Raw genomic sequence first — 26,940 nt, 5'->3', positions numbered from 1 at the left:
GCGCATGTTATCGCAGCGTGCAGCTGTGATCGCCGTCGCGGCGTGCGGCCGGAAGGGCCTCCGCAAATCCGGAATGGCCGGTCAACCGCTAGCTTTTGGGCTACAAATACACACACGCCGCATTCATGCGCCCGGTGTACGCCCCAGGGAGGGGGTCGGTGATGAATTACGCTGCCCTGCCACCGGAGATCAACTCCTTGCGGATCTACACCGGGCCGGGCTCCGCGCCGATGCGAGCAGCAGCCGCCGCCTGGGGCGGACTCTCCGCCGAACTGCACTCGGCGGTCGCGTCGTACGAATCGGTGATCGCCGAGCTGACGGCCCAGGCCTGGCTGGGGCCGGCCTCTGAGGCACTGACGCGGGCCGCCGCGCTGTATGTGGCCTGGATGACCGCCACCGCGACCCAGATCGACCACACGACCGCACAGGCGAACGCGGCGGCGGCCGCCTATGAGGCGGCGCACAGCGCGACGGTGCCGCCCTCGGTGGTGGCGGCCAACCGAGCTCACCTGCTGCTGCTGATCGCCACCAATGTCTTGGGCACCAACGCGGCGGCGATCGCGGCCAACGAGGCCGAATACGGCGAAATGTGGGCCCAGGACGCGGCCGCGATGTACGCCTACGCCGCGGGCTCGGCGGCCGCCACCGGACTCACGCCGTTCCAGGAACCACCGCAGACCAACAATCCCGCCGGACCGGCCAGTCAAGCCGCCTCGGTCGGGTCCGCCGAAGCCACGTCGTCGTCGTCCGACGTCCAGTCCCTGCTCAGCCAGCTGGCCACGGGGATCTTCGGGTCGCCGAGCAACTCCATGCTGCAGGCCGGGGCCGCCACGATTCCCGGGATGGCGCAGGGGGCCGAGGACATTTTCACGTTGCCGAGCCTGTCGGACTTGCTGGGCGTCAGTGCGGTGTCGGCGGTGGGGCTGATCATGTCGGCTGGCGCCTGGGCCGCGGGGGATGCCAGCACTCGGGAGATCTTGGCAGAGCAGGATCAGCTGCAGGTGGTGGAGTACGAGATCCTGCGCAACATCGACCTGTTCTCCCCGTTGACTCCGTCGCGCCCGATGGTGCCCGGGGCGTCGTCGATGTCGGCGGCGATGGGCGAGGCAATCACCGCCGGGAACCTGTCGGTGCCGATCAACTGGGCGGCCAACGCCCCGGAGATTCGAAGCCTGTCCTACTCCAAGCCGCTGGCCGGACCGGGCTTCGGCGGTGCGCCGCCGGCCTCGCTGTCCGGCGCCGGCAGCGCGTTCAGTCAGATGGCGCTGGCGGGTATGGGCGGAAGCGCCCTGGCCGGATCGGTCAGTCGCGGCCGCGGGGCCGCCGATGCGGCATCGTCTGCGCAAGTACAGCTGCCGCAGCGCGCGGCGAGTGACGCGACGGCTGATTCGCAGGTCGGTGAAACCGAGGGCGCCCCCAGCCCGTCGATGATGGGCATCGCCGCGGAGATCCGCGAATTCGCCGACCTGCGTGACCGCGGATTGATCACCAACGACGAGTACAACGAGCAGAAGATGCGCCTGCTGGGGCGCTGATCTGGCCCCGGGGCGAACTGGAGCGAGGTATTTGCAGAATTTACAAAGTTCAGGCCCCCTCCTGGAAAGCGCTAACACGATTACCGAACTTGTTACTGAAGGGATCAAGTTCATTAATCCGGTGGCTGCTGAAGCTAGGGCTGGCGTTGTCGGCGACAGGCTGAAGCGACTGGAAGTCCTCAGGTAGATCCAGGCGCGACGTCCGAATCGAGCATATGCGGAACATCGTGATTCGAATTCACTCATTTACATACAGATCCAGGTCTTATGTGCCGCACTTGTGGGTATCGGGCTAGCTGATTAGGCTCCCTTTCATCGGTTCCGGTCGCAGCTTCAAGGTCGCAGCGGAGGGTGGGGGAAGTGGCACGTCGTGAGGTCAAGAAGCAGCGCATCGGCTCGTTCCTCGCCCTGGGGCTGGCGCCACTGGTCGGCGCGGTCCCCGCGCATGCCGAGATTGATGACCTGTTCGACCCGATCATCGACGGCGCGGCCCTGGCAACCCCGGTCGATCCGGCTTTGCTGGGCCTCGCCGACACCGGCCTGGACGCCGGCGATCTCGGACTGGCTGGCCTTGCCACGGCCGACTCATCGGACTTCGGCGCCCTGCTGATCAACTCCATCTACACCTACACGTCGATGTTCGAGGTCCTTATCGCGGGCGTGATCCAGGCAGAGGTGTACACGCCGATCCATGAGCTCGGCGAGGCGTGGATCAACAGCCCGTTCGGTCAGGCGATCGACCCGATCATCAACACGGCGTTCGCCACCGACGGGCACTGCGGCCTGATCTGCAACGGGGTTGCCGGCACTCTGGAGAATCCCAACGGCGGCGACGGTGGATGGCTGTTCGGCGATGGCGGCAACGGCTTCAACGCCACCAGTTCCGACGGCACCAACGTCACCACCTACGAGATGGACGGCGGGGCCGGTGGCGCCGCCGGGCTGATCGGTAACGGCGGAGCCGGTGGCGAGGGCGGAACCGCCGCCGACGGAACTGGCGAGAGCGGCGGGCTGGGCGGTGCCGGCGGAACACTGTTGGGCAACGGTGGTGCCGGCGGGGACGGCGGCGACGGTGCGAACGGCGTGAACGGACCGGGTGCGGTCGGCGGCAATGGTGCCGACGGCGGCGACGCCCGCAACTTCCTCGGCGGCAGCGGCGGCGGCGGCTGGGGCGGCGACGGCGGCAACGCCGCTCCCGGTTTCGACGGCGGCGCCGGCGGCCACGGCGGTGACGCAGGCAGCGCCATCGGCGGATTGGCCGCCGGTGGAGGTCAGGGCGGCTGGGGCGGTAACGGCGGCGCGGGAACCGTCGACCACCCGGCCGGCGGTAACGGCGGCGCCGGTGGTACCGGTGGGACCGGCGGCAACGGTGGCCTCGACGTAGTCGGCGGCGATGGCAAGATTTTCGCCAATGGCGGCGCGGGTGGTGTCGGCGGTCAGGGCGGTATCGGCGGCGCCGGACTGGCCGGCAGCGCCCTCGGCAACGGCGGTAACGGCGGTGCCGGCGGGAATGCCGGCGCCGGCGGAGTGGTCGGCAACGTCAGCCGCGGTGGTGACGGCGGGGCTGGCGGCGCGGGCGGTGCCGCGGGGGCATGGGATGCCACCGCCGGCAACGGCGGTACCGGCGGGCGCGGCGGTGACGGCATGATCGGTCACCCAGGCACCGGATGGGGCCGCAACGGGGGCGTCGGCGGCGTCGGTGGTGCCGGCGGGCCCGGAGACGCCCAGCATCCGGTCGGCGGCACCGGCGGCGCGGGCGGGACCGGTGGCCGTGGTGGTGACGGCGGCACCGGCCCGAGCGTTAATGTCGGCAGCAAGGGCGGCACCGGCGGTGCGGGCGGAGCCGGCGGCGCCGGCTACGACGGGGCAGCCACCGGGCAGCAGGGCCCGGGCGGCGACGGGGGAGACGGTGGCCGTGGCGACCTTCAGGGCGGTGGCGTGGGCGGGGCCGGGGGAGCTGGCGACCCGGCCGGTAGCCCCGGCGCCACCGGACCGGCCGGCACGTTCCTGCCTGGCCAGCCCGGCTCGTACCCGCCTGGCTCGTAGCGCGGCCAGCGACTTGAGCTAGCTTTTCGGGTCCTCGCAGGCGTCGCCGGGCTCCCAGGTGTTGGGCACCATCGGAACCGTGGGGCGGTCGGCGGCCTCCTCGCCGGCCAGGATGGTCAGTCCGCCCGCTGTGACGCCTCGCTCGGAGCGGACCGTGCCGGTGAACCCGAGCATCCCGGCACCGTGCTCCGAAGCGCCCACCGATGCGTCGGAATCCAGGTACTCGTAGCGGTAGCCGGGGTCGGTCAGCTTGGTCCGGCGGCGGCGCCCGCGCCGGCCCGATTCCTCGGTAGTCGCGGCCGTGGCGCCGCTGGCCGCGGCGGCGCGCCGAGCTGTTCCCATCGTGGACTGCGCCGGCATCGGCGCGCCGGAGCCCACGCCGGGCCCGCCGACCAGATACGGGAAGGCGAATCCTGGCGTGCCGACCGCCGGGGGCGCCGCGGGCGGTGCCGCCGTACCGCCGGTCGCGGGAATCCCGGGTGCCGGCGTTGTGCCGGCAACGGTGCCGGACATGGCCGGCACCGGCGCCACGTTGCCGGCCGGGGCGGGGATCGTCTGCACCGGGGCGTCGGGGACGACGCCCGCTACCGGAGTCACTTGGATGGCGCCCAGGCCGGCCAGTCCGGAGGTACCCGCAAAGGCGCTCGACGCCAGGGCCGGCGCTATCAGCCCGTACATGACTGGACTCAGTGCCGACAGCGGTGCGGACAGGCCACTGATCACCTCGCCGCCGTAGTGCGGTAGTACGCCCTGCAGGAAGCCGTCGGACAGGATTGATTGGATTGGGTCGGGGGAGGCCAGATCGTTCTGAAGCGCTGTCAACAGCTGGTCGGCCCTGCTCTCCCACCACTCCGGACTCGTCACGCTGTCACTGTCCTGGGTGGCCGGCTGGCCGCCCGGCTCATTCTGGTGGCGATGCACATGGGTGGGTCCGGTGGTGGTGGCCGCTGCGATCTGCGGCGCGGCGGCGGTCTGCGGTGTCGCGGCAACAGCGGAACCAGCCACAGTCTGGTAGGTGGCCATCGTGGTCGCCGCCTGAATCCACATCCGGGTGTAGTCAGCTTCATTGACCGCGATCGGAATCGTGTTGACCCCGAAGAAGTTCGTCGCCACCAGCACGGCGTGCACCGCGTGATTGAGGGCCAGCTCGGCCATGGTCGGCATCATCGCCAGGGCGGTGACGTAGGCGGTCGCTGCGGTGTGTTGCTGGGCTGCTGCCGCCGCGCTGTCGACGCTGGCCTGGGTCAGCCAGGTCAGGTAGGGCACGTTGGCGGCCAGATATGACTCCGCGCTGGGCCCCTGCCACGCCGAACTTTGCACCGCCGCGAGCTTCGCGGCGAGTTCCTCGGCCACCTCGCTGTATTCGCTGCTGAGCGACTCCCACGCGCCCGCGGCTGCCAGCAGGGGACCGGCGCCGGGCCCGCTGCTGAGCAGCGTCGAGTGCACCTCGGGCGGCGATGCCATCCAGATCGGTTCCGTCATGATCAGCCACGGGCCTTCCCGACGCACTCCACCCGGAAATTCTATTACCGCAAATCGTGATTTATTCCTGGAAATTTCCTAGGAATCACGGATCGATCTAGCGGCGTTATTTCGCATTTATGGGTTCGGTTGGCAGTCGGAGTAGAAAGCCGGCGGTGATCAGTTGCCGGGCCAATCCGATCTGCTGGGCGGCGGTGAGTCCGGGCAGTTCAGCGACCCGAAACGGCGCACTGCTGCGAGACAGGAACCGCATAGCGGGTTCGTGGTCGGCGCCGGCGCTGATCAGCAGCTGCGCGAACTGCAGTCCGACGCGATCGCCGGAGTTGACCACTCGCGAGTACAGCGGCTGGTGCTTGGTCACCAGGGTCTCGGCCCCGATGTCGACGAGGCGGGAGATCTGCCCGACCGGTGGGCAGCGGCCCCGCCGGACCAATAGATCGGCGAACGCGTCCAGCCCGGCGGCGATCACCGTGGAATCGGTAAGGACGTCCACGGCGTCGCCGATCATGCCGGGCAGGCTCGCCCGCACGTCGTCGTCCACCAAATGGCGGGCGGGGAGCCGGGTGTGGATGCGGTCGTCGGTGAAACTCAGGTGCTGCAGCATGTGGGTTAGCAGGTCGAGCACGCTCGGTACGTGAATGCCGACGGTCAGGTGAACCGACGGCTCGGAGCCGGCCTCGGCGGCATGGACTCGGCCGCGCGGCAGATACAGGGTGTCCCCGGTCTCGAGCAGCAGGCCGGTCGGCCTCGGCAGATCCGCGCCGAAGATCTCGCTGATCTCCTTGCGGCGCTGCATCTGCTGCGGCGCCAAGGCCGCCTCGCCGTACAGGTACCACGTCTTGCTGCCGTGGATCTGCAGCACCAGCACGTCGTGGTGGTCGCAGTGCGGCAGGAAGCCCTGCGATCCGGGCGGACTGATGTAGGCGTTGACCTGGGTGGCGTAGTTCAACTCGACTTCGATGGCGTTCGCCAGCTCACCCAGCGCCCGCACGTGGCGTTCCAGGTGATCCAGGACGACGGTGTAGCCGCCGGCCAGGTCGCGCTGGACGGCCGCGAGGTCCAGCGTGCCGTTGGCTAGCCGGTAGGTTGCCGCATCCCGGTGCGCCTCGCCGCGCACCGCGTGCACTCCGGTCGGGTCGGGGCGAACGTGCTCCAGCAGTTCCTCGGCGGCTGACGGCCCGCGCAGCAGTGAGCTGAAATACGTCGGGTCGCTGCGCTTGATGTGGCGATGCCCGGACCCGAACACCTCATCGAGGAACTCCGGCACCGGTAGTGGTGCCAGCAGCCGGGCCAACTGGGATGAGGCGGCGGACACCGGCAAACGGTACACCTGGCAGGGATCTGATCAGCCGAACCGGGTGAGCAGCAGGGTGTGCGGCACCCCGGCGCGCCCGAGCAGCGGGTTCGTCACGAGCCGATTGAACCGGGCGCGTCTCTTGGAGAACTGCACCGTTCAGCCCTGCCTGGTGAGCAGTACCGCTTGCTCGAACGGCAGCCGGGCGAAGATCCTGCGGGTCCGCGGACTCACGTGCTCGGCCGCCTCTGCTTTGCTGACGACCCGCGGTTCGGTGACACCGATGGTCTTGCCGTGCCGGCGCATGGTGCCACCGCCCGCGGCGGTGATGTTCTTCAACCAATCCCGATCCGGGCCGTAGGTGAGAAGAATGGCCACCCCATCGTCGGTGCTGAACACGGTCAGCGGGGTCCGGTAGGGCTTGCCGGAGCGCCGCCCGACGTGCTCGAGGATTCCGAACGTCGGCGCCCAGCCTGCCCACATTCGCTGGATCGGGTTGGTCACATGCCGGTTGAACCGGGCCAGCCGCTGCGGTAGTTGCATGACTGCCATCCAACTCCGGCCGCCCACCCACATCAACCCTCAACTACACCCTGTAGTCGAGCGATGTCGCGCGAACTGGGACACTGGTCGCCGTGGGTAATGCGGATCAGGCCACAGCGGTATCGGAGCGGTTGTTCGCCGAGGCCTGCGCGGTGATCCCCGGCGGCGTCAACTCACCGGTCCGGGCATTCTCGGCGGTGGGGGGCACGCCCCGCTTCATCGCCGAGGCGCAGGGTTGCTGGCTGACCGACGCCGACGGCCACCGCTATGTGGACCTGGTCTGCTCTTGGGGCCCGATGATCCTGGGCCACGCCCATCCCGCGGTGGTCGAGGCGGTCCGCGATGCCGTCGGAACCGGCCTGTCCTTCGGGGCGCCCACCCGCGGTGAGACCGCGCTGGTGGCCGAGATCATCGCCCGGGTGCCGGCGGTGGAGAAGCTCCGGCTGGTCAACTCCGGCACCGAGGCCACCATGAGCGCACTGCGGCTGGCCCGCGGCTTCACCGGCCGGGCCAAGGTCATTAAGTTCTCCGGCTGCTACCACGGCCACGTCGACGCCCTGCTTGCCGACGCCGGCTCCGGGGTCGCCACCCTCGGCTTGCCGTCGTCACCGGGCGTCACCGGCGCCACCGCCGCCGACACGATCGTGTTGCCCTACAACGACATCGATGCCGTGCGCGAGGCTTTCGCCGAATTCGGCGACCAGATCGCCGCCGTCATCACCGAGGCCAGCCCCGGCAACATGGGTGTGGTGCCGCCGGCGCCCGGCTTCAACGCCGAACTGCGGGCGATCACCGCCGCGCGCGGGGCGCTGCTGATCGTCGACGAGGTGATGACCGGCTTCCGGGTGAGCCGAAGCGGTTGGTACGGAATCGATCCCGTCGACGCCGACCTGTTCACCTTCGGCAAGGTGATCAGCGGTGGGCTGCCGGCCGCGGCGTTCGGCGGCCGGGCCGAGGTGATGGACCGACTGGCACCGCTGGGGCCGGTCTATCAAGCCGGGACGCTGTCGGGGAACCCGGTGGCCATCGCCGCAGGCTTGGCCACGCTGCGCGCCGCCGACGACGACGTCTACGCCGCACTCGACAAGAACGCCGACCGGTTGACCGCGATGCTGGCCGAAGCGCTGACGGAGGCCGGTGTGGCGCACCAGATTCCGCGGGCCGGCAACATGTTCAGCGTGTTCTTCGCCGACGAACCCGTCACCGACTTCGCTGCCGCCCGCGCGAGCGACACCTGGCGCTTCCCGGCGTTCTTCCACGCCCTGCTGGAAGCCGGCGTCTACCTGCCCTGCAGTGCCTTCGAGGCCTGGTTCGTCTCAGCTGCCCTGACCGACGAGGCCTTCGACCGGATCGCCTCGGCGCTACCCGCCGCGGCCCGTGCCGCCGCCACCACCGGAGAGCCGAAACCCTGATGGCAGAACAAACCCGCGTCCACCTGATCCGCCACGGCGAGGTCCACAACCCCGACGGCATTCTCTACGGCCGGCTGCCGGGATTCCGGCTCTCGGATACCGGCCGCGCCCAGGCGGTCGCCGCCGCCGACCTGCTGGCTCACCGCGATATCGTCGCGGTGATCGCCTCGCCGCTGCAGCGCGCCCAGGAGACCGCCGCCCCCATCGCCGCCCGGCACGACCTGGCCATCGACACCGACGAGGACCTGATCGAGTCGGCCAACTTCTTTGAGGGCAAGCGTGTTTCGCCCGGCGACGGCGCTTGGCGCAACCCACGATTCTGGTGGCACCTGCGCAACCCCTTCACCCCGTCGTGGGGCGAGCCCTACGACCAGATCGCGGCCCGGATGGCCACCGCGGTGAGCAAGGCCCGCGCTCGCGGCGCCGGCCACGAGGTGGTGTGCGTCAGCCACCAGCTGCCGGTCTGGACGGCGCGCCAGCACCTCACCGGCAACCGGCTCTGGCACGATCCGCGCCGGCGCGAATGCGGCGTGGGCTCGGTGACCACGTTGATCTACGACGGCGATCGTCTCGTCGACGTCGACTACCAGGTTCCGGCCGGCGGCTGACGATGCGGGCAGTGCTGATTGTCGGGGCAGTGCTGGCCGCCCTGATCTCGGGCTGCTCGGTCGGCGACGACGCCGTCACTCACGGCGGCACCTTCGAGTTCGTCTCGCCCGGCGGAAAGACCGACATCTTCTACGATCCCCCCGAGGCCCGCGGCCGGCCCGGCCCGATCTCCGGGCCCGACCTGATGGACCCGTCGCGCACCATCGGCGTCGACGACTTCGCCGGCCAGGTCGTCGTCGTCAATGTCTGGGGGCAGTGGTGCGGTCCCTGCCGTACCGAAATCAGCCAACTGCAAAAGGTTTACGACGACACCCGCGCTCAGGGGGTGGCATTCCTGGGCATTGACGTCCGCGACCCCGAGCCGCAGGCCTCCCGCGACTTCATCTCCGATCGGCGCATCACCTATCCCTCGATCTACGACCCGGCGATGCGCACCATGATTGCGTTCGGCGGCCGCTATCCCTCGTCGGTGATCCCGGCGACCATGGTGCTCGACCGGCAGCACCGGGTCGCGGCGGTGTTCCTGCGTGAAGTGCTGGCCGAAGACCTGCAGCCCGTCGTGCAGCGGCTGGCTGCCGAAAGCACCGAGGCGGCGTCGTGAGCGGCTTCACCGCCACCGCCACCACCGGCCCGCTGTTGTTGGCCGTCGCCGTGTCGGCCCTGGCCGGGCTGGTGTCGTTCGCCTCGCCGTGCGTGGTGCCGTTGGTACCGGGCTACCTGTCCTACCTGGCGGCGGTGGTGGGTGTCGACGAACGGCCCGACCCCGACACCCGCAAAGCCCCGCCCGGCGCGAGGTGGCGCGTCGCTGGGTCGGCGGCGCTGTTCGTTGCCGGGTTCACCGCGGTGTTCCTGCTGGGCTCGGTGGCCGTGCTGGGCATGACCACCACGTTGATCACCAATCAGGTGCTGCTGCAACGGGTCGGCGGCGCGGTGACGATTCTGATGGGCCTGGTGTTCATCGGATTCGTTCCCGCACTGCAGCGCCAACTCCGCTTCACCCCGCAGCAGCTGTCCACCGTGTTCGGTGCACCGCTGCTGGGCGCGGTGTTCGCGCTCGGCTGGACCCCGTGCCTGGGGCCGACCCTGACCGGGGTGATCGCGGTCGCTTCGACCACCGACGGCGCCGGGGTGGCCCGCGGCGTGGTGCTGGTGATCGCCTACTGCCTGGGCCTGGGCATCCCGTTCGTGGCCCTGGCGTTCGGATCGGCCAGCGCGGTGGCCGGGCTGAGCTGGCTGCGCCGCCACACCCGGGCGATCCAGGTTCTGGGCGGGGTATTGCTGATCGCGGTCGGGCTCGCTCTGGTCACCGGCGTATGGGACCACTTCGTGGCCGCGGTCCGTGACGGCCTGGTCTCTGATGTCAGGCTGCCGATCTGATGGCCGCTTCTCCACCGCGAGCAGACACAGAATCGCACCCGCGGCGTTCGCCGCGTGCGATTCTGCGTCTGCTCACCGCGAAAGTCCGCAACACCTGGCGGGCGCTGACCTCGATGGGCACCGCGCTGGTGCTGCTGGTGTTGCTCGCGCTGGCCGCCATCCCCGGGGCACTGCTGCCGCAACGCAGCCTCAACGCCGCCAAGGTCGAGGAGTACCTGGCGTTGCACCCGGTACTGGGTCCGTGGCTGAACCAGCTGGAGGCATTCGACGTCTTTTCCAGCTTCTGGTTCACCGCCATCTACGTGCTGCTGTGCGTGTCGCTGATCGGTTGTCTGACCCCGCGGACCCTCGAACATCTGCGCAACCTGCGTGCCACCCCGGTGGCGGCACCGCGCAACCTGTCTCGGCTGCCCAAACACGCCACGACACAGCTGGCCGGTGACGCCGACGAGCTCGGCGCCCAGATGGCCGCAGAGTTGCGCGGCTGGCGACGGATCACCCGCTCTGCGGACGGCCGCAGCGGGTCGCCACCGGAAGGCACCGTCGAAGTCTCGGCGGAGAAGGGCTATCTGCGCGAATTCGGCAACTTGATCTTCCATTTCGCGCTACTGGGTCTGCTGGCCGCCGTCGCCCTCGGCCGGATGTTCGGCTACGAGGGCAACGTGATGGTCATCGCCGACGGCGGACCGGGATTCTGCTCGGCGTCGCCGGCTGCGTTCGACTCGTTCCGGGCCGGCGCCACCGTCGACGGGACCAAGCTGCACCCGCTGTGCGTGCGGGTCAACGACTTCACCGCCGACTATCTGGTCTCCGGTCTGGCGACCGCCTTCACCGCGCACATCGACTACCAGGCCGGCGAGGACCTGCGCACCGGCCAGTGGCGGCCCTACCTGCTGGAGGTCAACCATCCGCTGCGGGTCGGCGGCGTGCGGGCCTACCTGCAGGGGCACGGCTACGCGCCCACCTTCACCGTGACCTTCCCGGACGGACAGACCCGCACCCAGACGGTGCAGTTCCGCCCGGACAACCCGCTGACGCTGTTGTCGTCGGGCGCGATCCGTATCGATCCCCCGGCCGGGGTCTATCCCGACGCCAGCGAGCGCCGCAAGCACCAGATCGGCATCCAGGGCCTGTTCGCTCCGACCGAACAGCTCGACAACCGGCTGCTGTCGTCGGCATTCCCCGCCATGAACGACCCCGCGGTCGCGATCGACGTCTACCGCGGCGACACCGGACTAGACACCGGCCGGCCGCAGAGCCTGTTCACCCTGGATTCCCGGCTGATTGACCAGGGCCGGCTGACCAAGGTGGCGCGGTCCAACCTGAAGGCCGGCGAACAGATCCGCCTCGATGACGGCACGAAGGTGCGCTTCGACGGTGCGGTGCCGTTCGTCAACATCCAGGTCTCGCACGATCCGGCCGAGCTCTGGGTGCTGGTGTTCGCGATGACGATGATGGCGGGGCTGGTGGTGTCGCTGGTGGTGCGCCGCCGCCGGATCTGGATTCGGATCAGCCCGGAGTCGACGCGGCCGGGTCTCTCTTCGCACGCTGGCGCGTGCTCATCGCCCCCGCCCGGGAAGCAGGCCGGTACGGTGAACGTCGAGCTGGGCGGGCTGGCTCGCACCGACAACTCCGGCTGGGGTGACGAGTTCGAGCGGTTGAGCACGAAGCTCTTCGGCAAGGAGACGTAGGTGAATACGAGTCATATCGACATCGGGCTGGCGCGCTACTCCGACTGGGCGTTCACCTCAGCGATGATCGTGCTGGTCATCGCGCTGCTGTTGTTGGCCGTCGAACTGGCCTCCAGCCGTGCCCGCACGCCCGCCGCGAACGAGCTGGTTTCAGCCGGCGGTGTGCGCTCCGACAGCACCACGCCGGGGGTGGTGGCCCCCGCGCAGCGACGGCCACTGGGCGAGCGGGTGGGCCGCGCTGGCCTGGCCCTGGTCTATTTGGGCATCGCCCTGCTGCTGGCCTGCATCGTGTTCCGCGGCGCTGCCACCCTGCGCCCGCCGTGGGGCAACATGTACGAGTTCATCAACCTGACCTGCTTCTCCGGGCTGGTGGCTTCCGCCGTCGCGCTGCGCCGGCCGCAACACCGCAGCCTGTGGGTGTTCGTGCTGCTGCCGGTGCTGATCCTGCTGACGGTCTCCGGCCGCTGGCTCTACGCCACGGCTGCCCCGGTCATGCCCGCCCTGCAGTCCTACTGGCTGCCGATCCACGTGTCGGTGGTCAGCATCGGCTCCGGGGTGTTCCTGGTGGCCGGGGTGGCCAGCATCCTGTTTCTCATCCGCTCGACGCGGCTCAGTGACCCCGACGCCCCGGGAGCCCTGGCTCGGATGGTGCGCCGGCTCCCCGATGCGCAAACCCTGGACCGCATCGCCTACCGGACCACGATCTTCGCCTTCCCGGTGTTCGGCTTCGGTGTGATCTTCGGCGCGATCTGGGCCGAGGGGGCGTGGGGCCGCTACTGGGGCTGGGACCCCAAGGAGACGGTTTCGTTCATCGCCTGGGTCGTCTACGCCGCCTACCTCCATGCCAGGTCGACGGCCGGGTGGCGCGACTACAAGGCGGCGTGGATCAACGTCGTGGGTTTCGCGGCGATGATTTTCAACCTGTTTTTCGTCAACCTGGTGACCGTCGGCCTGCACTCGTATGCCGGAGTCGGCTAATCCAGCTGACAGATTCCTTTATGACAGCTGCGCTACCCTGCGGTTACCGACGTCCATTGACGTCCTAACCAGTGTGACAGGGGAGATACAAGTGTCCGACCATGCACCCGGTGATGTCACTGCGAGTCATGACGTGACGGATCATCCGACCACCCAGTTCCGGCCGCTGCAGCACGTCAGCGAGGCGGCTGATGGCCCCGTGGACGCTTCGGAGTCCGGGGCCGCGGGGTCGTTCAACCAGCGGCCCGCGGGAGAGGAGACCCGCTCCTTCGGCGGTTTCCGCACTGAGCGCCGGTTCTCCGAGCCGGTCGACCCGTGGCCGGCGACGCCCGCGGAAGCTCCGCCGCAGCAACAGTCCTGGAACGCGGGCGCATCGACCACCTGGGTTCCGCAGCCCATGGAGCACCCCGCTCCGGTCTACTTCGGCGGTGCCTCCGGCAGTGGCACGCAGGCGCCGTATCGCGCCTCCGAGCCCATCGCCCCGTTCTCGGATCTGTCCACCACCTCACTGTTGCGACAGGTCAAGCCGCCGCCATCGTCGGGCTGGCGCCGCTTGCTCTATGTACTGTCCGGCCAGCTGATCAACGTCGGCGAGAGCCCCCGCACCATCCGCTTCAACGACATGGTGGTGCAGGTGAACCGGCCGCTGCAGGGCTGTCACCGGATTGCGGTGCTGTCGCTGAAGGGCGGTGTTGGTAAGACCACCATCACCGCGACCCTGGGGGCCACGTTCGCCTCCATCCGAGGTGACCGGGTGGTTGCCGTGGACGCCAACCCCGACCGCGGCACGCTGAACCAGAAGGTGCCGATGGAGACGTCGGCGACGGTGCGGCATCTGCTGCGTGACGCCGACGGCATCCAGCGCTACAGCGATGTCCGCAGCTACACCAACCAGGGCCCCAGCCGCCTGGAGGTGCTCGCCTCCGACAGTGACCCGGCGGTCTCGGAAGCGTTCAGCGCCGAGGACTACGCCAGCACGCTGCAGGTTTTGGAGCGTTTCTACAGCCTGGTCCTGACCGACTGCGGCACCGGTCTGATGCACTCCGCCATGTCAGCGGTGCTTGCCAAGGCCGACACCATGATTGTGGTCAGTTCCGGTTCGGTCGACGGCGCCCGCAGCGCCTCGGCGACGCTGGACTGGCTCGACGCGCACGGTCACGAAGACCTGGTGCGCAACTCGGTCGCGGTGATCAACGCGGTGCGGCCACGCTCAGGCAAGGTCGACATGCAGAAGGTGGTCGACCACTTCTCCCGGCGTTGCCGTGCGGTGCGGTTGGTGCCGTTCGACCCGCACCTGGAAGAGGGCGCGGAGATCGATCTGATGCGGCTGAAGCGGGAGACCCGCGAGGCGCTCGTCGAGCTGGCTGCGGTGGTTGCCGAGGCGTTCCCCGGCGACGATCGGTTCAACCAACACTTCGTCTAGATCGGGGGGCCTGATTCGGAGGTGGCGGCCCTAGGGCTGGTTGTTGTCGCCGTGGCTGATCCGCCACAGGAACTCCGGGTCGTCGTCCGGTCCGATCACACGGGTCTTCGGCCGGGCACGAATGGCACGCAGGCTGAGGTACAGCAGCGTTCCCAGAGTCAGGACGAGGAGCAGGTAGAGCACTCGCGACACCTCCTGTCGCCGAATATACCGTTAGCGTCGTTCTCGCCGGTCCGGCCCGCCAGTAGGCTTGATCACCGTGGCGAAAGGTCGGGCCCCGTTGGGCCGTGCGGTACTCGATGTGGCGGTGTACACGGCGGCGCGGCTGGCGTTGGTGGTCGTACTGACGGCGGTGATCTACGGACTGGGCCGGCTGCTCGGGCTCAGCGATTTCCCGCCGATCATCGCGGCGATGCTGGCCCTGATCGTCGCGCTGCCGTTGGGGATGTGGCTCTTCACACCGCTGCGTAAGCGCGCGACCGAAAGCTTGACCGTGGCCGGCGAACGTCGCCGACAGGAACGCGAGAAACTGCAGGCCCGGCTGCGCGGGGAGTAAACCCCTCCCGTTGATTCTGCGTGTACGGCGGGAAAGTTCGAGTCACCGTCGCCCTCAACGCAGAGTCAGCGCCAACGCCTCCGCGATCGCCCACACCAGCATGGTCAACCCGGTGTCGCGCAGCACCGGAATCAGCGCGGCGCCACCGAGTCCGGACCGCACCGGGGCCATGGCCCGCAACGCCAGTGGCGTGGCGATGAATCCGGCCGCGCACCACGGGGTGGCCCGCATCAGGGCCAGCGTCAAGAACCCGGCCAGCGCCACCAGCAGTACAAACAGCACCCGGGTGCGGGCGTCGCCGAGGCGTACCGCGAGGGTGATCTTGCCGGCCGGTTTGTCGGTGGCGATGTCGCGCAGATTGTTGGCCACCAGCACTGCCGACGACAGTGCGCCGACGCCCACCGCCAGCGCGCCGCCGACCCAGTCCACCCGTAGGGCCTGGGTGTACTGGGTGCCCAACACCGCGACCAGCCCGAAGAACACGAACACCGCGATCTCGCCGAAGCCGGCGTAGCCGTACGGCCTCGACCCGCCGGTGTACAGCCAGGCCCCGGCGATGCAGGCCGCGCCCACCACCAGCAGCCACGGGGCGCTGACCAGGGCCAGCGCCAAGCCGGCCAGCGCACCCACCGAGAGCGCGGCGATGGCCGCCGTCAGTACCGCCCGCGGGCTGGCCAGCCGGGAGCCCACCAGGCGCAGCGGTCCGGTCCGGTCGTCGTCGGTACCGCGGATGCCGTCGGAGTAGTCGTTGGCGAAATTCACCCCGATGATCAGCGCCAACGCGACGGTCAGCGCCAGCAGTGCCTTCCACCACACCGCGGCGCCCAACCAGGCGGCCGCGCCCGTTCCGGCGATCACCGGGGCGATCGCGTTGGGCAGGGTGCGGGGACGCGCGCCTTCGATCCACTGTGCGAAGCTGGCCTTTTCGGACATGGGCACGATCCTTGCATGCGGGAGGAGCAGAGGTTGCTGGGCGTGATCGGCGGTAGCGGTTTCTACTCGTTCTTCGGTGACGACGCGCGCCGCGTCAGTTGCGACACCCCCTACGGGGCGCCCAGCGCGGAGATCACTGTCGGTGCCGTCGGTAGCCACGAAGTGGCGTTTCTGCCGCGGCACGGGGCCGCTCACGAGTACTCGGCCCACACGGTGCCTTATCGGGCCAACATGTGGGCGTTGCGGACGCTGGGGGTGCGACGGATCCTCGCGCCCTGTGCGGTCGGCAGTCTGACCCCGGAACTGCCTCCCGGCTCGGTGGTGGTGCCCGATCAGCTGGTCGACCGCACCCGGGGCCGTGCCGATACTTACTTCGACGACGGCGGCGTGCACGTCGAGTTCGCCGACCCGTACTGCCCGACGCTGCGGACCGCGGCGACCGGCCTGCCCGACGTGGTCGACGGCGGAACCATGGTGGTGATCCAGGGGCCGCGATTCTCCACCCGCGCCGAAAGCCAATGGTTCGCGGCGGCGGGATTCCGACTGATCAACATGACCGGATATCCCGAAGCGGTGCTGGCTCGCGAATTGGAAATGTGTTATGCCGCAGTAGCTCTGGTCACCGATTTGGATGCCGGTGTCGACGTCGGCAGTGGCGTGAAGGCCGTCGATGTGTTCGCCGAGTTCCAGAAGAACATCGAACCGTTCAAAAAGCTGGTGCACGAAGCCATTGAGCACATCGACGAAGAGCGGACCTGCACGCACTGCTTACCGCACGAAGGCATTCAGTTGCCTTTCGAGCTGCCCTGAGTCAACGCAGGGCGCTCAGAGGTGGGCGGCCGCGTACTCGGCGCCCTGCTCGGTCATTCCGTTGACGCCGTATGACGCGTGGGCGACGGGCGGTCCGCCGGCCGGGGCGCCATTGCAGATGGTGTCGCCATCGGCGCACAGCTCCAGGGCCTTGGACGCATACAGCGGACCGATCCGCACTGGTGGCGCGCCGTTGGGTGAAAGGAACTCCGCTGAGGGCGTGCCGAACAACACGACCGCGGCAACGTGGTCGGCCACCGACGACGGCATCGGCTGGGGAAGGTAGGCACGGTACTCGGCGGGGACTTCCTTGGGGATCTCGGCCGACGTGGTGTAGCCGGCCAGCGCCGCACCTTGCGAGAAGCCGCCTAGCACGATTCGGGTGTGGGGGCAGTTCGCGGCGGTGTTCTCGATATGGCTGCCGGCGTCTCGGATGCCGTCGACGACCGTGCGGGCGAAGTCGACTCCGCCGCCCAAGTCGCTGCTGGCGGCGTAGTTGACCGGATACACCTGGAAGGATCGCTCACCCACCTTGGCGTGCAGCGCATCGACGAACGATTGACCGATGCCACCGACCCCAGGTGGCTCGCCGGTGCCGCGCGCGAACACCACCTCCACGTCGGGGCAGGGCTGCGCCGAGACGGACGGGACGCCGGGGGACACCAATGCGGCACCTCCCATCACCATCGCTGTGGCCAGGTACCGGGTGATACGCCGTGCCTTCATTACGACCAATGCAGTGCTGTACATCGTGACCTTCATTCGCATCGTTCACCGACGTTCAAGAGCAGAAACGCAGTTTCGGCTACCCGCCGTCGGCGTCCGATAAACGCTCTTCACTGTTCTCGGCCGAATCATCGCTTCCCCGATAGATCTTCGGTCCACTCGCGGGAGCGACGGCGGGGGAGTCCGCAGACCGGAAGATGCGTGGTGTACCGGGCTCGCCAGGCTTGGGTCGGTCGTCGGCGGGCACCGTCAAGCGTCCGACGACGATTGCCACCACCAGGCCGCACAGCGCAAGGCCGCACAGCACCACGTCGAACGTGCTGGTGATCTGCTGCGCGAGTCCGTTGCCATACACCGGGTTGGCCCAGGCGCTGGCGCGCTGGGCTTCCGTCAGTCGCGGAGCCAGGCCGACACCCACCACGACGCGGGCGATCGTGAAGCCGAAGAGGACGGCGCTCACCGACCAGACCGCTGTTGCCGGCAGCGAGCGATTGCCCAGGTTGAGCCGTAGCCAGATCGCGATGACGGCCGCCACCACATCAAAGGAGGCCATTGCAGCGCTGTCGTACGGTGAATACGGCAGGTCGAGGCCGACCGCGACGCTGAGATCGACGATGCGCATGAGGGCTGACCCAAGACTCCAGATCGCGATAAGCAACAACGTGTTCCGGGTAGCCCCTAACCATGTCGCCGCCGACGCGTCGCGCGCTGCCGCCACCGCGAACAGTGCCGCGGCGGCCACCCACACCAGATAGCCCTCGAATCCGACCCCGGCCGTGGAGGTGTTCTGAGCGATCCCGTGAAAGCCGTCAATGTCGCGGCCCATCGGCAGCACCCACACCAGGGCCCCGGCGACCAGAGTGGCCCCGCCGAGCAGGACCACAGCGAGCTGGGACGCCTTGTCGCGCTGGAGAACCCACCTTGAGGCGACCACCACGGTAGCCCACGCCACCGCTCCGTACACCAGTGCGGTCGCAATGATCGCGACTTGTTGGCGGCCGAATCCGGTCGTGGAACGGGCCTCCGGTAGGGCGTAGCGCACCCGCCAATACAGGTTGAACAGCACACTCAACGTGGCGCCGACGATCGATGCGTAGCCGAGCGTCCGGACCGTGCGTCGCCACAGGCGCACCGGCCCGGCGAGCACCGGCTGCGCAGCGAGCAACGCCCCTGCGGCGCCCAGCAACGCGCCCGGCCCGACGCCGCCGGGAGGCCGAGGGCTTCCGCCGTAGCGGACGGTCTGCACCACGTCGGCGGCCACCACACCGAGTAGCAAGACCAGATACGGCGCGCAGAGCAATAGCCGCAACCGTCCCGCGACGGCGGAATTGTTGGGTACGCGCAAGATTCTCCAGGGCCCGACGTAGGTCGCGGCGATCGCCGTGAGCGCGAGCACGGTGGCCACAGCCAACGTGATGAACAGGGCGGGCTCGCCGGCCGGAATGCCGGCACCGAAGTACAAGCTCCACGGCAACGCCGGCGCCGCGAGCAGCAGCGCCGCGGCGGTCGCATCGCGGCCGATGTTCCAGCTCCTGGTCGACTCGGCGATCACCTGCTCACCATAACCGCGGGAGGGGCATCCGCCATTGAACTGCGAGGATCGGTCTGCTCGATGGTCGATCCGCGCGGCTAGACTGGCTAAGCGAGTGGCCGCGGAAGGAGACGCGCAATGGATGTCGCGCTCGGAGTGTCGGTTACCGGCGCGCTCGCCCGTTTGGCGCTCGTCGAATCGGACGCCTACGGCGATGCCGTGCTCGACGAGTCCATGCTCGATCTGACGCGCGATCCGGTCGAAACGCTGGTCGAGACGGTGACCGGAACTCACCGCATGTTGGCCGACGAGGGCCACCGGCTGGCTGCTACGCGACTGTGCTGGTCGGACTCGGAATTGATGGCAGAGGTTCGCCGAGCCCTTGCGGAGGCGGGAGTCGAGAACGTCTTCGAGCAGCCCCAGGCGCGTTCGGCAGTGGCGTTGGCGCGCAACGTCTCGGGCGAGGACGGCGCGACGACGTGGCTGCCTGCTCCGGCCGGCGACGCGACGATGGCTGCGCCCGCGGTAGCGGACGCGGGCGCCCCGGACGAAACGTCGACGGTGCTGGCCCCGGCGGCTGCGGGCGGAGAGTCGGAACAGCAGCTCGCGTACTCGATGACCGACGATGACTCCGAACTGCTGCCGGTGGAGTACGTCGAGGGCGACTACGAAAGCTACGAGGGCTACGACGACTACGGCTCCGAGTACGGGGGAGGCGACGCCGAGGTCGACGAGCAGGCGGCGCCACCGCCGCCGGTGGGACGGGCACTGCTGGTAGGCAGTTCGGTCGGTGGGATTCTGGTGGCCGGGTGCGCGGCGTTGGCCGTCGCCGTGACGATCGGCATTCGCCCGACGGCCGCATCCACGCCGTCGCAGCCACCGGTGGTGGCGCAGCCGCCGCAGGCCCAGCCGGTGCCCGGCAACTTCATGCCGGTGCTGCCCGCCCCGAAGCCGGTCCGGTTGCCCGCTCTGCAGGACCAGGTTCCTAATCCTGTTGTAGCCCCGGCGAACCCGGCTCCGGCCGTCGTTGCTCCCGCGCCGGTTGTTCCGGCGCCTCCTGCGGCGCCCGCACCCGCGCCGCCCGCGGTGATTCCGTTCCCAATTCCGATTCCGATCATCACCGGGCCCGTTGGTGGCGGCGGCGGTTGGCTGCCGGGATCGGGCGGCAGTAGTAGCGGCGGCAGCGGTTCTGGTCGTGATCACGGCGGAGGCAGTCATTCCGGCGGCGATGCCGGTTCGGGCGGCACCGGCACAGGCGGCACAGGCGGCAATGGTTCCGGTGGCACGGGTTCGGGCGGCAATGGTTCCGGTGGCACGGGTTCGGGTGGCACTGGTTCCGGTGGCAATGGTTCCGGTGGCACGGGTTCGGATGGCACTGGTTCCGGCGGTAACGGTTCTCCCGGTGGCCATTCCGGCGGCAGCGACTCCGGTGGTGGGCATTCGGGCGGCACCGGCTCGGACGACGGCAGTAGTGGGGGCTCCGGCAACAATCCGGGCGGATCCGGCAGTGGCTCGGGCGGTTCCGGCGATAGCGGCTCGGGTGGTCATTCCGGCGGATCCGGCGGCACTTCTGGAGGGTCCGACGACAGCGGTTCGGGTGGCACCGGATCGGGCAGTGACTCGGGGGGATCTGGTTCGGGTGGATCCGGTGCGGGGGGATCTAGTTCGGGCGGATCCGGCAGCGACGCGGGCGGTTCCGGCGGAGCGGGTCCTGGCACGTCCGGGTCGGGCAGCGGTAGTTCCGGCGGCGCCGGCGGTAGTGCGGGCGGTGACGCCGGAGGCTCCGGGAGCGGCGGGTCTGGAGGCGCTTCCTCCGGTTCCGGCAGCAGCTCCAGCGGTTCTGCCGGCAGTTCCGGTGGTGGGTCCAGTTCGTCGGGTTCGAGCGGTGACTCCGGGGGCAGTTCCGGCGGCGGGTCGAGTGGGGGTTCAAGCGGCGGGTCTGGTGGTTCGGGTGGCGGATCCGGCGGTGGGTCTGGTGGTTCGGGTGGCGGGTCTGGTGGTTCGGGCGGCGGCTCCGGTGGGGGCTCCGGCGGAGGCGGCGACTGAGTCGCGGCTCCCACGTCAATCACGGCCTGATACGCGCAACCATTGCAGCTATCTGCTTGCGGTCGAGCACAACCGTTGACCCGTCAGCCAATCCGAGGATTCGGTCTGTTGCGATCCCGTGCAGTTTGACGCGCTTCACGCAGTCGTCGATGGTCTGACGACGCGCCTTCGCGTCCGGCGCATCGAGTACCTGCATCAGGTTTCTGCGCAAGCTGGCCGCAAAACCCTGGATCATGTCGCCGACCCCCTCGGGGTCGAAGGTATTGAACACGCCCTCGTCGACGCCTTCGCTGATGAGCTTCGTCAGCACCGGTCGGAACAGGTCTTCCCACGTCTGCACGATCTTGGCGAACAGCCCGCGATTGTGTGGCGCGAACAGCGCCGTCATCGCCGCGATCTGCTCGGGAGCGCCCGTCGCCATCTTGAGGTCGTAGCTTGCCGCCAGCCCGCCATTGAGGCGCTCCAGTGCGCCCGTTCCCGGCTGATCGAAGACCGGACGCAGCGCCTCCAACGCTGCGTCGGCGCTGCGCTGAGCCAGCGCGACGACCAACGCATCTTTGGATGGAAAGTAGTGGTAGAAAGCGCCTTTCGGTATGCCCGTCGCTGCGAGGAGCTCGTTGAGGCTGACGTTGTCGTAGCCGTTTTGGAGGAAGAGCGCCAACGCCTGGTCGAGCAGCTCGGCTCGCCGGATCTCCCGGGGTTTCACGACACGGCGCATGACGGAATTGAATCAGTCGGACTTCTTCAGCCATCCAACGTAGGTCAGGTACGCCCCGCACAGTGCCAGCAGTCCGAAGCCGGCCCGCACCATACCGACGGTGGCACTTGATGTGGCGGCTTCGGCTCCCTTGACGATCAACTGCGGCGCTGCGAGCAAGACGAATCCCCGCAGCAACAGGAACCACCCGAACAGCGAAATGATCACCGCGGCCACGCCGCGCCAATACTGGTGAAAAGCAATGATGAACAGCCCGCCACCGAACAGCAATGCGCCCAGCACCCACGGCCACATCGGGTCGGTCGAGAAGCTCGACAGCTGGTTTCCGATATCTCCGGCCCGGATCGCGACGATGGCAGGAACCACGGCGACGAACGGTCCCAGGACGCGCGCGAAGGAACGCGTGCGCTCCGCGGACGTGGTGGGTGTCTGCATAGTTGCGCCCCTTTCGCCGGCAGTGGCGGCGCGGTCACTGCCAGTCCATTAGACCACTGGTCTATAAATTAGACCAGTGGTCTAATCGAGCGCAATACCGTCACCGGAAAACCGTTGTACCAGTGCTTTTCGGTCCAGCTTGCCGATCCCGCGACGGGGGAGTGTCGGAACGACATGCAACTCGCGTGGCGCGGCCGTGGTGTCCAGAGATTGCGCGACGTGAGCGCGTAACGCTTCCAGGGTCGGTGGCGTCGCACCGGCGACGACGACCGCAGCGACCACGCGCTGCCCCAGCCGATCGTCGTCGATCCCGAACACCGCGCACTCGGCCACCGCGGGATGGGTCGACAACACCGCCTCCACCGGACCGGGAAGCACCGTCAAGCCACCGGTGCTGATCGCGTCGTCAACGCGACCGAGCACGGTCAGGTGTCCCGAGGAGTCAAGGACGCCAATGTCATTGGTGGAAAACCAGCCTGGCTGGACGAATGGGTCCGGCTCGACAGGATTGCGGTAACCCTGCGCCAAGGTCGGACCCCCGATCGCGATCCGCCCGTCGTCCCCGATACGCAGCTGCACACCCGACAACGGCACCCCGTCATAGACACAACCGCCGGCGGTCTCGCTCATGCCGTAGGTGCGCACCACCCGCACCCCGGCGGCCGCCGCTGCGTCCACGATCGGTTGCGGCGCAGGGCCTCCGCCCAACAACACCGCGTCCAGCTCGGCCAGTGCCGCCGTGGCCGCGGGAACGGTGAGCGCCTTGGCCAGTTGGGTGGCGACCAGCGAGGTGTAACGCCGGCCGGCACCGAGTGCCGCCACCGCCGCGGGCAACCGCGTGACATCGAAACCCATTGCGACATCGAGCTGCACGGGGGCGGTGCCGGACACCAGACTGCGTACCAGAACTTGGATCCCGGCGATGTGGTGCGGGGGTAGCGCCAGCAGCCAGCTGCCTGGTCCGCCCAACCTGTCGTGCGTGGCGGTGGCGCTGGCCGCCAGTGACCCACCGGTCAGCAGAGCACCTTTGGGCACCCCGGTGGTTCCCGATGTGGCTACCACCAGGGCGATGTCGTCGCCGATGGGATCGCCCACCCGCAGCGCGGTCAGGGCAGACGGGTCGGTGTCGGGGCCTACCGGCGTGAACGCGGCGTCGTGGCCGTCCAGAACGCCCTGCAAGGCGGGCAGGAGGGCGGAGACGGCATCACCGGGTGGGATGGTCAGCGCACGCAGGCGTGCTATGGGTTTCCTCCGTTGGTGGGGGCGTCGTTGGTAGGAGCGTCGTCCAGCAACCAGCCCTTTGCCGCCAACCGCTCTCGCACCCGTTCGACGTCCTCTGGAGCGGGCAGTTCGTTGGTCAAGCGGGCGATCAGTACCCCGATGTCGATGCGGTCGAACTCGCCGCGGCCGATCAATTCACGGGCGACGTCTTTGACCTCGTCGTTGGTCAGGCGTCGTGACAACAGAGCCAACAGCGGAACGTAATCGTTCTGCGGCACACCATCGGGGTACCCGGCGCGCAGCCAGGCGACGATCGAGGTGAGAAATTTGTTCATGCTGCGTCAACTTCCCCGCGCCGACACCGGAAGGAACATGTCAGCTGCAATATTACGTCTAATCAAGACCAAACACCTCGTCCCAATGGCCCCAGTCATCCCACTGCCAGCCGATGCGGTGCTCGATGAAGTCACGGGCGATGAACAGCACGCCGGCCAATACCGCGGCGAGCAACAGCGCGAAGATCATCCACCGCAGCAGGGTCAATTCCCGGCGGTGCTCAGTCGGTCCATCCGCTGCGGCACCCAAGCGCACCCCGACGGCGAACAAGGCCGGCAGCGCGGTGCCGACCAGCAGGCCGAAGATCAGGATCTTGGCGGTGGCCACGTAGTCGAACCAGGTGCTCACGGTGTTCACGCACCGCCCCCCTCCGTGCCGATCTCGCGAGACGGGCCAGGCGGAGTCGGTTGCGGTGCAATCACTTCGAGGCCATCGGTCATATGTGCACCCCAATCGGCGGTGACATTGGTGTGGTCGACGGGGACCTTGCGGGACTGCAGCCAGATGAGCGCGGAGACACCCACTAGCAGCACCAGCCCGGTGATGGTGCCGGGGTAGCCGCCGATGCGGTGGATCAGGTGGTAGGTGCCCGCGCCGATGGCCCCGGCCAGCGGCAGGGTGATCACCCAGGCGGTCGCCATCCGCCGGGCAACACCCCAGCGCACGTTGGCCCCGGGCTTGCCCAGGCCCGAACCCAACACCGATCCCGTCACCACCTGTGTGGTCGACAGCGAGTAGCCGAAATGACTGGACAGCAAAATGATGGCCGCCGAGGATGATTCGGCGGCCATGCCTTGGGGGGATTCGATCTCGACGAGCCCCTTGCCCAGGGTGCGGATGACTCGCCATCCACCGAAATAGGTTCCGGCAGCCATCGCCACCGCACACGACACGATCACCCACAGCGGCGGCGTGACGTCGGTCTTGTAGGCGGCGCCGTAGGAGATCAGTGCGAGGAAGATCACGCCCATGGTCTTCTGGGCATCGTTGGTGCCGTGCGCCAGTGACATCAGGGCGGCAGAGAAAACCTGGCCCCGCCGGAAGTCTCGCAGGGTGCGCCCGTGGGGGACTGCCCGTGTCAGGCGGTAGACCAGCCAGGTTCCGACGGTCGCAACCAGGGTCGCGGCGAGCACGGCGATCACAGTGGGCACCAGCACCTTCGAGACCACCCCGGGCCAACGCACCCCGGCCGTGCCGGCCGCGGCCAGCATGGCCCCCACCACCCCACCGATCAGCGCGTGTGAGGAGCTCGACGGGATGCCGAACAACCAGGTCGCCAGGTTCCAGACGATGCCGCCGACCAAACCGGCGAACATAACTTCCAGCGTCACCAGGTTGGTGACCACTAGATCCTTGGCCACCGTGGCCGCCACTTGGGTCGACATGAACGCCCCGACAAGGTTGAGGGTGGCGCAGAGCGTTACCGCGGTCTTCGGCTTGAGCGCACCGCTGGCGATCCCGGTGGCGACAGCGTTGCCGGTGTCATGGAAGCCGTTGGTGAAGTCGAAAGCCAGGGCGGTGATCACGACCGTGATCAACAGGAACAGCTCCAAGGTCACCGTGCGGATTTTTGCAGCCGCACGCCTGACTTGTCGAACCGGGTTAGGCGGGCTTGGCCCCGAGCAGGTACCAGCCCAGGTGGTGCCCCAGGAAGTCGCGGGCGATGAAGAGCACGCCGACGACCGCCACGGCCAGGACTACCAGGAAGATCGCCCAGCTGAGAGCGACTAGCAGCGGCCGGCGCGCGCCATCGGTGCCGGCGGTGCCGGCGACTGCAGGAACACTGTTACCTGCCACGTTGACCCGGACCCCGACCGCGAACAGTGCCGGCAACAGCCCGCCGACCAGCAGCCCGAAAACCAGAATCTTGCACGTTGCTGCCAGGTTGAACCACTGACTCATGACCGGATGACCTCACGTGAATTGGGGTCGTCGGTGGAGACGACAGTCAACTTGGCTCCGTCATGGCCGGGCTGGAAGGTCGATCGGAGGGCGTTCTCGACTTCGCGGCCCGCTTCTTCGGGTTGCACGCCGGGGGCGTCGAGACCGCCGGTGAGAGTGCCGTCCCATTCGGCGTTGACGTTGTTGTGGTCGATGCGCGCCCGGCGCGACCGCAGCCAGATCGCCAGGACCGTGGTGATCAGGAGCACCACACCGATGGTGATGCCGGGGTAGCCGCCGATACCGTGGACCAGGCCGTAGGCGCCCGAGCCGACGCCACCGGCCATCGGCAGCGTCACCAGCCAAGCGGCAACCATCCGTCCGGCGACACTCCAGCGCACCTGCGCGCCCGGCTTGCCGACGCCGCTGCCCAGCACCGACCCGGTGGCGACCTGGGTGGTCGACAGTGAGTAACCGAAGTGGCTGGAGAGCAGGATGACTGCGGCTGCGGAGGATTCAGCGGCCATGCCCTGCGGTGGCTTGATCTCGACCAGGCCCTTGCCCAGGGTGCGGATGATCCGCCAGCCGCCGGTGTAGGTGCCCGCCGACATGGCCAGCGCGCAGCTCACGATCACCCACAGCGGCGGCAGCGTGGCCGACGTGCTCACCGCGCCGTAGGACATCAGCGCGAGGAAGATCACGCCCATGGTCTTCTGCGCGTCGTTGGTGCCATGTGCCAGTGACACCAGCGCGGCCGAGCCGATCTGACCGTGCCGGAACACCTTCTCGGACTGTTTCTCGTCGACACCGCGGGTGATGCGGTAGACCAGCCAGGTGCCCACGGAGGCGATCACCGTGGCGATGACGGTGGCGACCACGGCCGGGACCAGAACCTTCGAGACCACCCCGTGCCAGATCACCCCATGCCCGCCGACTGCGGCGATCATCGCTCCCACGATGCCGCCGATCAGGGCGTGCGAGGAGCTCGACGGGATACCGAGCAGCCAGGTGAGCAGATTCCACACGATGCCGCCGACCAGGCCGGCGAAGACGATCTCCAGGGTCACCAGGTGGGCGTCGACCAGGCCTTTGGCGATCGTTGCGGCGACGGCGGTCGACAGGAAGGCGCCGATCAGGTTCAGGCAGGCCGACATGGTGACCGCTGCCTTGGGCTTGAGCGCACCGCTGGCGATCGAGGTCGCCATCGCGTTGCCGGTGTCGTGGAATCCGTTGGTGAAGTCGAAGGCCAAAGCCGTGATCACCACGATGATTAGGAGGAACAGATCAAGGCTCACGAGAGCATCACGGCACTGATTCTGAGGCCTCGATGGGGCCGTTGTCTAACGATCACCCTCGT

General features: G+C 68.5%; 26 protein-coding genes and 1 pseudogene. 12 read left to right on the top strand and 15 right to left on the bottom strand.

What is annotated here, in order from left to right:
* Positions 1 to 161 precede the first annotated feature (161 nt).
* Entirely contained in the window at positions 162 to 1,535 is a 1,374-nt protein-coding gene (locus NM962_05535) for a PPE domain-containing protein (GenBank protein UVO13569.1), read from the top strand.
* Between the two features lie 783 nt (positions 1,536 to 2,318).
* Positions 2,319 to 3,125: pseudogene (locus tag NM962_05530) on the top strand (PE family protein).
* Positions 3,126 to 3,599: 474 nt separating this feature from the next.
* On the opposite strand, the gene NM962_05525 reads toward NM962_05530, so the two are convergent.
* The 3 genes from NM962_05525 to NM962_05515 form a co-directional block, all read right to left on the bottom strand.
* Positions 3,600 to 5,063, bottom strand: a complete 1,464-nt coding sequence (locus NM962_05525) for a PPE family protein (GenBank protein ID UVO13568.1) — start codon at positions 5,061 to 5,063, stop codon at positions 3,600 to 3,602.
* Between the two features lie 106 nt (positions 5,064 to 5,169).
* Positions 5,170 to 6,378 (bottom strand): cupin domain-containing protein, encoded by a 1,209-nt coding sequence (locus tag NM962_05520; GenBank protein UVO13567.1) that lies wholly within the window; start codon positions 6,376 to 6,378, stop codon positions 5,170 to 5,172.
* A gap of 138 nt (positions 6,379 to 6,516) precedes the next feature.
* Positions 6,517 to 6,900, bottom strand: coding sequence for a nitroreductase family deazaflavin-dependent oxidoreductase (locus NM962_05515; GenBank protein ID UVO13566.1), 384 nt, complete (start codon positions 6,898 to 6,900; stop codon positions 6,517 to 6,519).
* Positions 6,901 to 6,992: 92 nt separating this feature from the next.
* On the opposite strand from NM962_05515, the gene hemL reads away from it, so the two are divergent.
* From hemL to NM962_05480, 7 genes are all read left to right on the top strand, one after another.
* A complete protein-coding gene (gene hemL / locus NM962_05510) occupies positions 6,993 to 8,312 on the top strand; it encodes a glutamate-1-semialdehyde 2,1-aminomutase (GenBank protein ID UVO13565.1) in 1,320 nt (439 codons plus the stop codon).
* Entirely contained in the window at positions 8,312 to 8,920 is a 609-nt protein-coding gene (locus NM962_05505) for a histidine phosphatase family protein (GenBank protein ID UVO13564.1), read from the top strand. The genes hemL and NM962_05505 overlap by 1 nt, the downstream gene beginning before the upstream one ends.
* 2 nt (positions 8,921 to 8,922) lie before the next feature.
* Complete coding sequence (locus NM962_05500; GenBank protein ID UVO13563.1) at positions 8,923 to 9,522, top strand: TlpA family protein disulfide reductase; 600 nt, start codon at positions 8,923 to 8,925, stop codon at positions 9,520 to 9,522.
* Positions 9,519 to 10,298, top strand: a complete 780-nt coding sequence (locus tag NM962_05495) for a cytochrome c biogenesis CcdA family protein (protein UVO13562.1) — start codon at positions 9,519 to 9,521, stop codon at positions 10,296 to 10,298. Before NM962_05500 ends, NM962_05495 begins: the two co-directional genes overlap by 4 nt.
* A 113-nt stretch (positions 10,299 to 10,411) precedes the next feature.
* Positions 10,412 to 11,989, top strand: coding sequence for a cytochrome c biogenesis protein ResB (locus tag NM962_05490; protein ID UVO14564.1), 1,578 nt, complete (start codon positions 10,412 to 10,414; stop codon positions 11,987 to 11,989).
* Complete coding sequence (ccsB, locus tag NM962_05485) at positions 11,990 to 12,967, top strand: c-type cytochrome biogenesis protein CcsB (GenBank protein UVO13561.1); 978 nt, start codon at positions 11,990 to 11,992, stop codon at positions 12,965 to 12,967.
* 199 nt (positions 12,968 to 13,166) lie between these two features.
* Positions 13,167 to 14,390 carry a MinD/ParA family protein gene (locus NM962_05480; protein UVO14563.1) on the top strand — a complete coding sequence of 408 codons (1,224 nt, stop codon included), beginning with the start codon at positions 13,167 to 13,169 and terminating at the stop codon, positions 14,388 to 14,390.
* 30 nt (positions 14,391 to 14,420) lie between these two features.
* On the opposite strand, the gene NM962_05475 is transcribed toward NM962_05480, so the two are convergent.
* Entirely contained in the window at positions 14,421 to 14,573 is a 153-nt protein-coding gene (locus tag NM962_05475; protein ID UVO13560.1) for a hypothetical protein, read from the bottom strand.
* Positions 14,574 to 14,649: 76 nt separating this feature from the next.
* Here NM962_05475 and NM962_05470 point away from each other — a divergent pair, with 76 nt between their 5' ends.
* The gene (locus NM962_05470) at positions 14,650 to 14,946 is read left to right on the top strand and encodes a DUF4229 domain-containing protein (GenBank protein ID UVO13559.1); all 297 of its coding nucleotides are present in this window, start codon (positions 14,650 to 14,652) and stop codon (positions 14,944 to 14,946) included.
* A gap of 54 nt (positions 14,947 to 15,000) precedes the next feature.
* On the opposite strand, the gene NM962_05465 is transcribed toward NM962_05470, so the two are convergent.
* Positions 15,001 to 15,879 (bottom strand): 1,4-dihydroxy-2-naphthoate polyprenyltransferase, encoded by an 879-nt coding sequence (locus NM962_05465; protein ID UVO13558.1) that lies wholly within the window; start codon positions 15,877 to 15,879, stop codon positions 15,001 to 15,003.
* 15 nt (positions 15,880 to 15,894) lie between these two features.
* Between NM962_05465 and NM962_05460 the strand changes: the two genes are divergently transcribed.
* Complete coding sequence (locus tag NM962_05460) at positions 15,895 to 16,689, top strand: S-methyl-5'-thioadenosine phosphorylase (GenBank protein ID UVO13557.1); 795 nt, start codon at positions 15,895 to 15,897, stop codon at positions 16,687 to 16,689.
* Positions 16,690 to 16,704: 15 nt separating this feature from the next.
* Here the strand turns inward: NM962_05460 and NM962_05455 are convergent, their stop codons facing one another.
* A complete protein-coding gene (locus tag NM962_05455; protein UVO14562.1) occupies positions 16,705 to 17,376 on the bottom strand; it encodes a cutinase family protein in 672 nt (223 codons plus the stop codon).
* 118 nt (positions 17,377 to 17,494) lie between these two features.
* Complete coding sequence (locus tag NM962_05450) at positions 17,495 to 18,967, bottom strand: hypothetical protein (GenBank protein ID UVO13556.1); 1,473 nt, start codon at positions 18,965 to 18,967, stop codon at positions 17,495 to 17,497.
* Positions 18,968 to 19,084: 117 nt separating this feature from the next.
* On the opposite strand from NM962_05450, the gene NM962_05445 reads away from it, so the two are divergent.
* Positions 19,085 to 20,992, top strand: a complete 1,908-nt coding sequence (locus NM962_05445; GenBank protein UVO13555.1) for a hypothetical protein — start codon at positions 19,085 to 19,087, stop codon at positions 20,990 to 20,992.
* A gap of 19 nt (positions 20,993 to 21,011) precedes the next feature.
* On the opposite strand, the gene NM962_05440 is transcribed toward NM962_05445, so the two are convergent.
* The 8 genes from NM962_05440 to NM962_05405 form a co-directional block, all read right to left on the bottom strand.
* The gene (locus NM962_05440) at positions 21,012 to 21,710 is read right to left on the bottom strand and encodes a TetR/AcrR family transcriptional regulator (protein UVO13554.1); all 699 of its coding nucleotides are present in this window, start codon (positions 21,708 to 21,710) and stop codon (positions 21,012 to 21,014) included.
* A gap of 12 nt (positions 21,711 to 21,722) precedes the next feature.
* A complete protein-coding gene (locus NM962_05435) occupies positions 21,723 to 22,145 on the bottom strand; it encodes a hypothetical protein (GenBank protein UVO13553.1) in 423 nt (140 codons plus the stop codon).
* Between the two features lie 81 nt (positions 22,146 to 22,226).
* A complete protein-coding gene (gene menE, locus NM962_05430) occupies positions 22,227 to 23,312 on the bottom strand; it encodes an o-succinylbenzoate--CoA ligase (GenBank protein UVO14561.1) in 1,086 nt (361 codons plus the stop codon).
* A 71-nt stretch (positions 23,313 to 23,383) separates the two neighbouring features.
* Positions 23,384 to 23,701 carry a DUF3349 domain-containing protein gene (locus NM962_05425; protein ID UVO13552.1) on the bottom strand — a complete coding sequence of 106 codons (318 nt, stop codon included), beginning with the start codon at positions 23,699 to 23,701 and terminating at the stop codon, positions 23,384 to 23,386.
* A 58-nt stretch (positions 23,702 to 23,759) separates the two neighbouring features.
* Complete coding sequence (locus tag NM962_05420; protein ID UVO14560.1) at positions 23,760 to 24,050, bottom strand: hypothetical protein; 291 nt, start codon at positions 24,048 to 24,050, stop codon at positions 23,760 to 23,762.
* A 5-nt stretch (positions 24,051 to 24,055) separates the two neighbouring features.
* The gene (locus NM962_05415; protein UVO13551.1) at positions 24,056 to 25,261 is read right to left on the bottom strand and encodes an inorganic phosphate transporter; all 1,206 of its coding nucleotides are present in this window, start codon (positions 25,259 to 25,261) and stop codon (positions 24,056 to 24,058) included.
* A gap of 43 nt (positions 25,262 to 25,304) precedes the next feature.
* Positions 25,305 to 25,604, bottom strand: coding sequence for a hypothetical protein (locus NM962_05410; GenBank protein UVO13550.1), 300 nt, complete (start codon positions 25,602 to 25,604; stop codon positions 25,305 to 25,307).
* A complete protein-coding gene (locus NM962_05405) occupies positions 25,601 to 26,878 on the bottom strand; it encodes an inorganic phosphate transporter (GenBank protein UVO13549.1) in 1,278 nt (425 codons plus the stop codon). The genes NM962_05410 and NM962_05405 overlap by 4 nt, the downstream gene beginning before the upstream one ends.
* Positions 26,879 to 26,940: the final 62 nt, after the last annotated feature.

Origin of the sequence: Mycobacterium sp. SVM_VP21 (assembly GCA_024758765.1) — a bacterium.
GTDB classification, from domain to species: Bacteria; Actinomycetota; Actinomycetes; order Mycobacteriales; family Mycobacteriaceae; genus Mycobacterium; species Mycobacterium heraklionense_C.
The sequence above is the reverse complement of the archived record's forward strand: the minus strand, read 5'-3'. Positions and strand labels throughout refer to the sequence as shown.

Coding starts and splice junctions, on each gene's coding strand:
- NM962_05435 (UVO13553.1), bottom strand. CDS start 22,145: ATGCAGACACCCACCACGTCCGCGGAGCGCACGCGTTCCTTCGCGCGC.
- NM962_05465 (UVO13558.1), bottom strand. CDS start 15,879: ATGTCCGAAAAGGCCAGCTTCGCACAGTGGATCGAAGGCGCGCGTCCC.
- NM962_05505 (UVO13564.1), top strand. CDS start 8,312: ATGGCAGAACAAACCCGCGTCCACCTGATCCGCCACGGCGAGGTCCAC.
- NM962_05515 (UVO13566.1), bottom strand. CDS start 6,900: ATGCAACTACCGCAGCGGCTGGCCCGGTTCAACCGGCATGTGACCAAC.
- NM962_05425 (UVO13552.1), bottom strand. CDS start 23,701: ATGAACAAATTTCTCACCTCGATCGTCGCCTGGCTGCGCGCCGGGTAC.
- NM962_05445 (UVO13555.1), top strand. CDS start 19,085: ATGGATGTCGCGCTCGGAGTGTCGGTTACCGGCGCGCTCGCCCGTTTG.
- NM962_05410 (UVO13550.1), bottom strand. CDS start 25,604: ATGAGTCAGTGGTTCAACCTGGCAGCAACGTGCAAGATTCTGGTTTTC.
- NM962_05500 (UVO13563.1), top strand. CDS start 8,923: ATGCGGGCAGTGCTGATTGTCGGGGCAGTGCTGGCCGCCCTGATCTCG.
- NM962_05535 (UVO13569.1), top strand. CDS start 162: ATGAATTACGCTGCCCTGCCACCGGAGATCAACTCCTTGCGGATCTAC.
- NM962_05525 (UVO13568.1), bottom strand. CDS start 5,063: ATGACGGAACCGATCTGGATGGCATCGCCGCCCGAGGTGCACTCGACG.
- NM962_05455 (UVO14562.1), bottom strand. CDS start 17,376: ATGGTGATGGGAGGTGCCGCATTGGTGTCCCCCGGCGTCCCGTCCGTC.
- NM962_05440 (UVO13554.1), bottom strand. CDS start 21,710: ATGCGCCGTGTCGTGAAACCCCGGGAGATCCGGCGAGCCGAGCTGCTC.
- NM962_05460 (UVO13557.1), top strand. CDS start 15,895: ATGCGGGAGGAGCAGAGGTTGCTGGGCGTGATCGGCGGTAGCGGTTTC.
- NM962_05490 (UVO14564.1), top strand. CDS start 10,412: ATGGGCACCGCGCTGGTGCTGCTGGTGTTGCTCGCGCTGGCCGCCATC.